General features: G+C 47.1%; 4 protein-coding genes. 2 read left to right on the top strand and 2 right to left on the bottom strand.

Translation table 11 applies throughout. The annotated features are described in order from the left end of the window. Positions 1 to 30 precede the first annotated feature (30 nt). The gene (locus tag EHO61_RS08795) at positions 31 to 3,198 is read left to right on the top strand and encodes a SpoIIE family protein phosphatase (protein ID WP_135813248.1); all 3,168 of its coding nucleotides are present in this window, start codon (positions 31 to 33) and stop codon (positions 3,196 to 3,198) included. A gap of 236 nt (positions 3,199 to 3,434) precedes the next feature. Beyond that, positions 3,435 to 5,459, top strand: coding sequence for a serine/threonine protein kinase (locus tag EHO61_RS08790; protein WP_135813247.1), 2,025 nt, complete (start codon positions 3,435 to 3,437; stop codon positions 5,457 to 5,459). 166 nt (positions 5,460 to 5,625) lie between these two features. On the opposite strand, the gene EHO61_RS08785 is transcribed toward EHO61_RS08790, so the two are convergent. Together EHO61_RS08785 and EHO61_RS08780 are read right to left on the bottom strand one after the other, a co-directional pair. Then, the gene (locus EHO61_RS08785) at positions 5,626 to 9,300 is read right to left on the bottom strand and encodes a hypothetical protein (RefSeq protein WP_135813246.1); all 3,675 of its coding nucleotides are present in this window, start codon (positions 9,298 to 9,300) and stop codon (positions 5,626 to 5,628) included. Positions 9,301 to 9,314: 14 nt separating this feature from the next. Further along, on the bottom strand, positions 9,315 to 11,249 hold the full coding sequence (locus tag EHO61_RS08780) for a hypothetical protein (RefSeq protein WP_135813245.1): 1,935 nt from the start codon (positions 11,247 to 11,249) through the stop codon (positions 9,315 to 9,317). Between the last annotated feature and the right edge of the window lie 7 nt (positions 11,250 to 11,256).

Raw genomic sequence — 11,256 nt, 5'->3', positions numbered from 1 at the left:
TCGGAAAAGATACGGCTCTCGGAAAATTCCATGGATTTCATATATTTAAATTTTTATTCGTTCGGCTCCATTCTTGCCGGTCTGTTCTGCCTTTATATAGCCATTTTCTTTATTACGATTAAGGAAAGGAGCCAGGCGGCATTGATTTTAGGGGGAGCGGGTTTATCGGCTGCTCTTTTCCATTTCGCTTATGCAATAGGATTCATGACCGTCGAGGTTTGGGGGGTGTATCACCGCTGGTTGGTCATACCGACCGCGTTAATGACCTTCTCGCATTTGGTCCTAGTGTTCTTTTATTTTCCCTCGCCGAAATACGAAAAATTCGGTCTTTCTTTATATCTGCTCCTGCTTTTCGTGATCGGAGTCGTTACCGTTTATTTTGTGGCAATCTCCTATCGAAGTGTCGGAATTTTCGTTAAAGGAAACCATTATCGGGATTTCGAAACGTATTCGTTCTACAAATACTACTCCATAATCGTTTTGGTATACAATACCGTCTTTGTTGCGGCCGGAATCTGGAGGGCATTTTCCGAAAAGGGACGGGAAAGAAGGGCCGTAATTTACATGCTTCTGGCTTTTTGTATGATCTCCGTAATCCCTGCCTTAACGAACGCTTTGAATCGAAACGGTTTGATTTCGAGGATCGTATACCAGCAGGCGGTGGATCTCTCCTTTGTGATAGGTTTCTTTCTGCTACTAGTGATCTACCTGAATATTTCGAAGGAAAAGACGACCGTTTTGAGCAGAATCATCGGAATCTCCATGGCGACGTTCTTTCTGGTTTTTCAGATCGTAGCCTATCTGATTCTAAACGAATACGAGGCACAGTACGATAAGATCCGTTTTCAAGAGGCCAAACTGATCGTTAAGAATAAGGAACAACCGGCGGATCTGAAATACGTTCTTGGGTATGAAACGATTCAAGAAACCGCGAGCGATGCGGCCGGCGGTACGAATGGAATCCCGAAAATCCAAAACGGGAATGTAGAAGCCAAACTTTTCCTTGTTAGATCGGCGTTAACCGACATGAAAAATGCATCACGAAACGAGAGATGGAAAAAAGCCGAGGTTCTGCTTTCGGGTTTTGAAACGGACGAAGCAGAGTTTTTGCCATACAAGGAGGGTCTCCGAGAATTTCTACTCTCTACTGAGAAGGAACCGATTTCGGATTCGCAGATGTCCGGATTCTTCGGAGAAATGAACGGATTCGTCGATAGAGCGGGAAATAAACTCGTACAAATTTCCGACAAAAGAAACGAAAGTGCAGTACTCGCGATTTTGAATTCCAACAAGCCCGGACTCTCCGCGATGATGAAAATCGTAAGCGACAGGTATTCGGAGGCCCGAAAAAAAGGCGCATCTTCGGAAAAACTTTCCGCACTTTTGTCCCAATCCCTTTGCCCCGTTTATTTCGAAGGGCAAAGAATCTACCGAGGAATGAACGATCGGGATCGCACCGGAATCGGTTCGCCGAAATATTTCGTTTCCTATTTCATTCCGGATGAAACTCGCGGATCCGTATACGAAGTCGGGTTCGATTATAAGGTCTATCGAGGCTATATACATTCACCTTCTTCGATATTGGCAGTTTGTTTGATCTCCATCATGTTTGTCGTAATCGTAGGATTTAAATATTTCTTCCGATACGCCTTGATTCGTCCGATGAACGATGTTGTAGCGGGATTGCAAGCGATTCACTCCGGAAATCTTCAATACAGGCTCGTTCCGAGCGTGGAGGACGAGATCGGATTCATCGCCCGCTCGTTCAATCATATGGCGGACAGCATCCTTGTCGCCCGTGATAATCTGGAAAAATACGCGCAGGATCTCGAAAACAAAGTAAATGAAAGAACGAAAGAACTCCAGCATTCGTTAACCGAAGTGAAGGATCTAAAGGAACAGCAGGACGGGGATTATTTCCTCATGTCGCTCCTTTTGAAACCTTTGGGAGTGAATCGGGCCGCTCAAGAAAACGTTAAAGTAGAATTTTTTACCGAGCAGAAAAAGAAATTCAAATTCCGTAATTATGATTCCGAAATCGGAGGGGACATCAGTACCTCAAAAAGGATCTTTTTACGCGGGAAAAAATATACCGTCTTTTTAAACGCGGATGCCATGGGCAAATCCATGCAAGGTGCCGGTGGGGCGCTCGTACTGGGAGCAGTGTTCGAAGCGATCCTGGAACGGACAAATCTGATCGAATCCGTGCAGAATCATTCCCCGGAAAAATGGTTAAAAGACGCGTTTCTGGAATTGCATAAGGTCTTTGAAAGCTTCGACGGTTCGATGCTTGTCTCCTTGGTCATCGGGTTGGTAGACGACGAGGTAGGAATCCTGTATTATGTGAACGCGGAGCATCCATGGACGGTACTTTATAGAAACGGAGTCGCCAGCTTCATCGAAAGCGAAATGACGTTCCGCAAATTGGGAACCGGAGGAATCAACGGTCATATATACGTTAAAACCCTTCAATTGGAGCCGGGAGATGTGATCATCGCCGGATCCGACGGACGAGACGATTTTTTGCTGTTCGGAAAGGATGATAAGAAATTAAACGACGATCATACGAAATTCCTCGAATTCGTACGTCAAGGAGGAGGATCCCTTCGGAAAATATACGAATCGATCACTTCCAACGGAATGCTTACGGACGATCTTTCTCTAGTGCGTATCGCTTTTAAGGAGGAAGTCGTAAATGTTTCGGAAGCGGATCCCAATAAGGACTTCCTAAAAAATACGGAACTTGCCGGCATGTTTCGGCGGGCCAAACGGATCGCACAGACGGAAAATTTCAGTGAAGCGATACCGATATTCCAAAAATTGGAGGCTCTTCATAATAGAGTTCCGCTGATCAAGAAATATCTTACGCTTCTGCATCTGCGTAAAGGATTGTACCGAGAAGCCGCACATTATGCGGAAGATTATTTGAACTTGGATCCATTGGACAACGAGATGCTTTACTTCATTTCTTACACTTTGAAAAAGTGCCGTGAATTCGAAAGGGCGGCGGATTTTGGAGAACGATTGAGACTACGAAATCCGCTGCATTTTAAGAATCTGTTGAATCTTTCCGGCATTTACATGGCTTTGAATAATCGGACCAAAGCGGAATCCATTGCGAACGACGCTTTTTCGATAGATCCCGAGAATTTGAAGGTGAATTCCTTTCTCGAAACCCTGAAACGAAGAAGGAATTAGAAACTTTCCTTTTTGTCGACGAAAGGTACGGCGACGGAGAAGATCCTTAATTTCTTTTCTTCGCAGATAATTTTAATCGATTTTGCCGTTCCTATTCGATAAAGACAATTATATTTTCATAAAAGCCGCGTTTTAGGCTTGATTTCGGCACATAATTTCTTCCAATCGTTCCGACATAGGTTTCACTCGGTTAGAAAAGAACGGAGTCGATTCCCTATTTTGAATATACGAGTATTATGAATCGATCCTTAAACATTCTCTATGCCCCTCTGGATTCTCAACAGAACGTTATCCTTTATGTGCCGAATTCCGAAGGGGATCAGGTAGCTGCGGATCTTACGTTTTCCGTGGAACTGCAAAACACCGGCACTCAGCCGGTCATACTCAAAAAGGGGGAACCCGTATCCGATCAATCTCCGGGTACTTCTTCCTTTTTACTCGCAGTGTATCTACCGGAAACGTTCCAATCTTCGGAGTTAAATTCGATTCAAGTGAGTGCGGGACAGGATTGGAAGATTCAAACCTTTTCCGATGACGGGAATTATCTGATGCTTTCTCCTTCCTTAGATATTTCCATTGCGGCACAGGGGAGCGTGAAGATCGCGATTTCAGGGTTTAAGACCTCTTCTCCGCGCCAAATATCGCAAACTCTAAATTTGAATTTGTATAATTTGGATCCTTCGATTATTGGAGACGGCATTTATACGACTTCGGTAAAAGTATTGCAAGTACCCAAGGCAGGAAACCAGGACTTGGTTCTCATCTCTCAGCCTGAGGATTCTTCCATCGTGTATCTTACGCCTTCGGATTCGCCTGCGAACAACGAAAATAGCCTAAACTTCTATTTGACGAATTCCAATCCGAACTCCTCGAAAATCCCCGCTAAGGCGAACATTTCTTATATACGGATTTCTTTCGATACCGGAATCGGGTTAGGCGATTTGGCGAGTGCCGCCGATCTCACTACCGCAAATCTTTCCCTTTTGAGAGAATACGAAAATAAATTCACTTCGTCGAAGGAAGTCATCCAGAATATTCCTACATGGAAATTCACCGCGGCGACGGACACATTCCTAAACGGAGGGAGTAACGATCGAATCGAATTTCAGATATCGGATTTGGTAAGTCATATACAACCGGGAATCGCCAATGCTTATGTAGAATTCTTTAATATTCCAGGTTTTAACGACGGTTATGCCAGCTTTTCGCTACAGAAGGAACTTCCGGCAGCGGTGATCAGCGAATTCTTCATTTCTCCACCCCAGATCGCTTACGGAGATTCCATAACGGTTCAATGGCAAACACAGGGAGCGGAGTATTGTACCTTGAATTCCAATATCGGAAGTATGCAAGGACAAGACGGCCAGACCGTCCAGAATTACCAGACTTTCCCAGCAGTCCAACCCGGAATCAAATTCGTTCCGGTTCTCTCTCAGATTCAAAATTCTCAAGGTCCGGTATTGTTTTCCGTTGGACTGAGCGCTTTTACGGAAGACGGTAGGAGTAATAGCAGAGCGATCGGGATTTTGATCCAGCCGGTGCATTGCTCTTTAAGCGCTTCTACGACCGGTCCGATCAAAGTCGGCGATTCGATTACTTTAACTTGGCAATCTCAATTTGCACATTCCCTTTCGATCGATCAGGGGATCGGTGCTGTCCAAGCCAACGATTCCGTTCGGGTCTCTCCTAAAAATACGACTACGTATACTTTGGTGGCACAGGGGCTCTACGGTCCTGCCATAGCCTCCGTGACTGTGCAGGTGGAATCCGTCAAAATCAATCTTTTTCAGGCCTCCACTTCTTCCGGCAATTTAGGAGATCAAATCACCTTTACTTGGGACACGGAATCCGCCACCTCTCTGGATATCAACGGAACTACTTTAAGTTCCGCAAAAGGAAGTATCCAACTTCCTTTAACGAATACGTATAGCGTTTTTACATTGACTTGTCAGGGAGGCAACGGTCCGGTTTCTTCCTCTATTACCGTTACGGCTACAAACGGAGTTCAGATTACCGGAATGAGCGGGTACTGGCAGTCGAATAAATTCTACTTCGAAGCGGCGAAGGCAAATGTAAATTGGCAGACGGCTCGTGCTTCTTCCTGCCAATTAACGGTGAACGGATCTTTGGTATCCAGCGCTATTTCGGGTAGCGCCGCAGTGGACGCAGGCACGGGGGATGCGCCTCAGAGTGTGACTTTCGTTTTGACCGCTCAAGGCCCGGGGGGACCCGTATCCCAGGCGTACACAGTAAACCCATAGAGAAATTTCCGCTCTCGACTAGATAAGCGGCAAGTTATCTTTCGACTTCGATCTAGATTTGAGAATCACGTGGCACCCGTGCTTTGCACATCGAAGGATTGCGCTTTAATCCGAATTGAGCGGCGACAAAGAGAGAGTGAGAGGATGAATCGTTAGAGTTGTACGTTTAATTTTCGTTTCCTGCTTTAGTGTTTTCAGATATCTTCAATTTCAGCCATCCTTCCCGGAGGACGAGAGTCCCCGGAAAGTTCACATCCGTGCGGGGCTTTTGAAGCGGCGAAAGTTCCTGCCAAGTCGCCGCATCTTTTCGGATCCAAGACCAGCTTGTGCCGGCGATTTTCGGGTACGGCATTTCCAGGCGATCCGCTCTCGTGAGCACCGGCGCCGCGAGGAATGTGACGCTCATTCGTTCTAAGGCGGAAGCATAATGAAATCTGGGAATATCGATCCTTTTTTTAGGAAGAACTCCGGTAGTCGCATGAATTGCGGCTCTCGGATCGATTAGCAATACTACCGTCGTCGGTTCTGCTTCCGAATCGGATTTTAAAGCGATCGTGGTTTCGGAAGGAAGAAGAATGTTTCCGTCGGAGGCATCCGCATGTGCGGAGTAAAAATTCGAAAAATCCGTTTTGGAATCTTTTTCTAGATAAAAACCAAGCAGACCGTCTTCGTATTCCAGCGCGCTTCCCAATCGTAACGGAAAGGATACGTTCTGGAACTTTGCCGAATCGTACTGATCGGTGTTGTCGATATTGTACCGTAAGGAGGACCAACTTTGGTTTTGGACGGGGTTTCCTTTCAATTCCAATTTCAGTTTCGCTCTTACGACGGCGATCGGCCTACCGATCAGCTGAGCGGTGCTTGTGGTTTCGGAAAAGTTTTGCGGCTCGATGAATTGAAGGGAACGATCCAGGGTTCCGATAAACGAATCTAGAAAAGAGGAATTTCGGCGCAAAATATCCGAAACGATCTCACGTATATGATAATTTTCGAATGTTTTTTCCAGTTTGTCCGCAAAATCCGGATCTTGGGAACGGATCGTAACCAAAGAGCCGGCACCAGGAGAGATTTCGAAAAATACCCCGTTTTCATCGTAGGAAGCCAGGGTTCCTAAAGAAGTTCCTTCCGCGTCGTAGATTCCTATACTTCCATCCAGATAATTCGGCAGAAGCCAGCCGTGTATCGGAGAACTGATGCAGTTCATCTCCTCCGAATCGTCAAAGGCGGAAAGCCAGCGAAAAAGGAGCCTTGCCGGTTGAACAAAACGCGGAGGTAAAAAGGCCGGATACGTAGGGTTCGAGATCGAAAGGCTTCTAGAGGCCACCGTGGGTGGAATGGTAAAATCCCTGTATTGACCGAACGAGTCAACGACTCTCAGTTTTTGGACGCGACCGAGTCCGCATCGGATCGGATTGAAGTTTATTTCCGGAAGCGGAGACGTTTCGTTGGAGTTCGATACGAAATTCCGGACTTTTTGATTGAAGGTTTTTTCCAATCCTCTGGCAAGAGGGTCGTGCGCTTGAAATTGCATTTCTTGAGATTGCATGGACAAGGCCTCGTTGAATCCGGATAGAGCCTGGGATAGAACCGAGACCCCGGAGGCCTGGTCAAGAATACTTTTGACGGTGGGGTTAGAGGAATATTTCTGATAATCCTTGGCTCTATCTTTCAGACTCTTGATCGCCTGCGGGGTTAAAATAGTGGACCCGGAATAGTTCTGTTCCTGCCCTAGAGGTTCTCCCCCATACTTCAAATCCGTATTTCCTTCCGGTAGAGTGAAATTCCTTTCGATCAAATCTTCCTGATATTCCTGCAGGGAAACTCCGGAAGAAACGTTTTGGATCGTTTGGAAAGGCCGGAACGCAAAGTTCCATTGAAGAAGGATCGGATGCCATGGCGGGCACCAAGTCCGGAACTGGAGCGGGGAGGGAAGAACTCCGCCGGTAATATGGTTTTTGTTAAAAGAATCCGATCCGGCATCGAATTCTTTCCGAAGTTGTTCTATGATGGAGGAAATCGCCCCTTTAGGAACGGATGCTGCCTGAACCGGGATAGACCATTGGCTTTCATCCAGAAAATAAAGTTCGGATAAAATCAGGTCCGGAACGCTTCCGATCGGTAAATTTAATAGATTAGAATATTTCGGTATTTTGTCAGATTGAACTGAATACGTTTTATCTGCAGCGACGAATTGAAATTCGCTTATCGTTTGGGAGTTCGTTCTGCAGAGGAGCCCTCCCGTCTCGGAAAATGATCCGTCGAAACCGTACCTGCGGGAGGGCTGTAGATCCGTTCCGGAAATCAGAAGGACGGGATCGTTCGGTCGATAGAATCTAGGCGCTTCTATCGATTTTAGAACATAGCTTTTTCCGATGTCCTGCGTTATTTTCTGCGATAAGGATTGGATCCGAGAAGTCAACGTATTCACGTTATTCGAAAGCTGTTCGGAGGGGGATTGGTCGCCGAGATTTTTTTCGATGTATTCTCGTATATCGTTGGAGCTTACGGAAGGAGGATTGTCCGAGCTCGGATAAAGGGATGCGATGAATTTGTACCAATCGAAAAAAACCTGCTTTTGGATGGATAGGATTTGCGAAGAAGTACGATCCAATTCGAATTGATAGAGGTTCAATTGATTGAGATCCTTCGAGGTCTGTTCGGATAGTGCCGTCGAGTCCTGCGTTTTGGGATCGGCCGATTCGATCGTCCAAAGGGTTTCGGCCCGGGAAGTTTCGAAGAAACTTTTGTGAAGGGAACGTTCGAGGTCCGCCATCGCTCCCACATCCTTCAGTTTGTCCAAATATCCTATCTGCAACGCTTCAATCCATCGTTCTAGTTGTTCGCGAGTCAGTCCAGGGATACGGACGATTTCCGAAAGAAGGGTCGCCAGTCCTTCCGAATTCGTATTCGCGACCGCTACTTGGGTAGCATTCAAATCGGTGTCTGATTTTATATAATCTCTTCCCGGATTCCACTCGACCCGACCCAACATTCCGGCACAAACCATTCCGGAAAAGGAACTTACCGTGGTTCCCTTAGGGAGTTCCCATTTGTAGGACTTCAGCGTTTTGGCAAGATCGGCGGATGAACGGATCGGATCCTTACTAGTGTCCGAATACCAACCGACAACGGTGTAACTAATGGAAACGTTTTCCGAATCGAAATTGACTATGTCGGAAAACGTGTCTTGATAACCGAATACGGTTCTACAATTCGGGTAATAGGAAGCGAATCTAGGTTCCCCGTACCCGATCGCGGTGAACGGAGCGAATCTTTCGACATTCGGATCGGAACTTTCCGACCATTTTTCGAGTTCGATCGCTCTGCCCATATAGCGAAACGGCGGATTTGTCTCGGAAAAGGAGAAGCTCCCGTTTTGATTCATGGGAATGTTCGTATGGTCGAAATAGGAATTCGCATCCGTGGAAAGGAAATCCGATTCGATCACCCAGGATTTCAAGGAAGTTTGCGGAACTTCGGGATCTTTCTCGTTCGTTAAGACTCTGGTAAGTAACCATCGGTTGGGAACGTCCGGAAATCGAATAAATAGACTTCCGTCGTCCTTTTCGGTTTGGACTCCACGAGTCAGTGAGTCGGGAAGCGCCCAATGGAGATGAACGCCGATCTTTAAGGGGATGCTCTCCGTTTGGAAAGGTTTGCTCACGAACATATCCCCGAGATACGGTCCTTGAGGACCGCCGATATAAGGTAAGGTGACGAAATTTGCGGTAGCCGGAGCCGTGAGAGAAGTGCGCTGTTCCGAATCGTTTTTTCCCACACACATGGCATCCAGGTCTACCGGAACGATCAGGAAGGAAGGTGAATCTACGGACTGGGGCATCGATCTTGAACCTCTTACGATTTTAAAAAACTGATCTTATCCACGCCTTCCACCATCTGTAAGGCGAATTGTGCGGACGTGAATTGTTCCTTCGGAACGTTTAATTTTTGCGCGATTGCGGCCGAAAAAAGGTCTACGTTTAGGAGTCCGACCGTTTCCCTAAAAGGAATGTCATTTAGAATAACATTCTTTTCTAAATCTCCCTCGGGATCTCTCAACTCCTTGCTGAACGTTTCGTCGAAATCCAGGCCGAAATGAACTCCTTCCGAAGGAAGCTGAACGTCCACCTGAAGAGCTTCCCCCAAAAAGAGGCAGAGAAGTACGTCTTTCGAAAGGTGGTCCATTCTCAAAGTCGAAATTTGGTCCGTGGCCGGATGGTTTTCATCTTGTTGAGGCGTTGAATAAGCTCTGACTTCCAGATTCGGCCAGCCGGAAACCGCTGCGGACCTGATCAATACGCCGGTGATTTTTGAGGGCGCATTCGGGGCGGGTGAGGGATCGGAGGACATAGCCCGAACTTTTAAGGAGGAATCCGTCGCAGAATTTCGGACGGTACTGCGAGTCTTCTTGTCTTTTGCAAGATCGCCGGACGTCGACCTACCGATGCTGAAGGCTCCATCCAAAAGCGAATCGACCCAGTTCGGATCCAGTTCGAAAAATCTCACCGATTCCTGAGGCAACATTCTTTCATCCGGAACTAGATAAGAAAAAGGGACTCCGATCAGGAGGCCGAGTTTTCCGAGCCAATCGCTTACGATCGAGAACCAATCCGTTCCCAAAGGAACTTCCGAGGAGGCTATGGACGGATCGCCGAAGAGGTCGCCGATCAATTTCTTTTCCTTTGCAAGCAGGTCTTGTCTCTTTTGGGATAGTTTCCACCGGTAAAGGGCCATCGAAAAGGAAAGACTTTGGAGCGCAAGGAGTCGTCCTAATTCCCAGGCGCTAGAATAGGCAGCATTGAACACTCCGTTTGCGGGATCATAAACGGTAAGCTCATCCGACGCGGAGGCCGGAAGAGAGAAAGCCTGGGAGGTCGGATAGGAAATCAAAGGCCCGCGGTACCAGGATACCGTTTTGTCTCCCTGGCGCAAGTGATGGGCAACGGGAAGATAACCGGCGCGAATCGTTTCGAGAGCCGTTCCGGATAGATTCGGAGAATCGGGTAGGCGAAGCGTGGAAGGGGAGCGATTCAAATTGGACACTAAATGCTTGAACGTGAACTGTTCCGATTCCGAGGAAAAACTCCATGATTTCAGGGAAACGATACGTACGTTTCCGTTCGCATCGGCAGCATATCTGCTATTCATTAAAGGATCATAATATCCTTCTAAAGAAACTAAATAGGCAACGCTTGCCGATCCGGCTTTTCCTAGTCGATTTCCCACTACGACTGCGAATTCGCCCGTTCCCGTTTCGGTGGGATTGACCTTGTCGGAGGTTTCCACCGACCTAACATGGACGAGAAGATTCATTTCCTTTTCGGAAGGCACGAGTGATTCCAAAAAGGATTTTGACACTACCAGCGTTTGGCAGTTATCTTTGGCATCCTCTCCGGATTCAAGGGTACAACCTAGGCTCCCGATCGGGAGCGTCTCGGATTTTATCTGAGACGCCTCCGTGGAGTAGACCAGAAGGATGGCGAGCCAAGGTGAGCCGCTCGATTCCGCACCCGCTGTTCGTTCCCAGGGGAGAGTCGATTTAGAAATGACGATATGCGGAAGACAATTGGAAAAATCTCCAAAACTTCCGTCAGGGGGAAAACAGGAGACGATTTCCTCCGACGCGATCTTAAACCGCTCTCCTCTTACGGAAAATGATTTGGTTTCGGAAAAGGACTCCGAATCGCCGAACCCCAGATCCACTTTGTGATCGAAAGTAATCGTATAATCTCCGGACATGAGATCCGGGCGATGATACTGTATGAATTCCACCGTTCTGTCGTCGGGCATGGTCGCT

Origin of the sequence: Leptospira fluminis, assembly GCF_004771275.1 — a bacterium.
Classification (GTDB): Bacteria; Spirochaetota; Leptospiria; order Leptospirales; family Leptospiraceae; genus Leptospira_B; species Leptospira_B fluminis.
The sequence above is the reverse complement of the archived record's forward strand: the minus strand, read 5'-3'. Positions and strand labels throughout refer to the sequence as shown.

What these genes read in the sequence shown, in the direction of transcription:
- EHO61_RS08795 (WP_135813248.1), top strand. Translation starts at nt 31, where the DNA reads ATGGATTTCATATATTTAAATTTTTATTCGTTCGGCTCCATTCTTGCC.
- EHO61_RS08790 (WP_135813247.1), top strand. Translation starts at nt 3,435, where the DNA reads ATGAATCGATCCTTAAACATTCTCTATGCCCCTCTGGATTCTCAACAG.
- EHO61_RS08785 (WP_135813246.1), bottom strand. Translation starts at nt 9,300, where the DNA reads ATGCCCCAGTCCGTAGATTCACCTTCCTTCCTGATCGTTCCGGTAGAC.
- EHO61_RS08780 (WP_135813245.1), bottom strand. Translation starts at nt 11,249, where the DNA reads ATGCCCGACGACAGAACGGTGGAATTCATACAGTATCATCGCCCGGAT.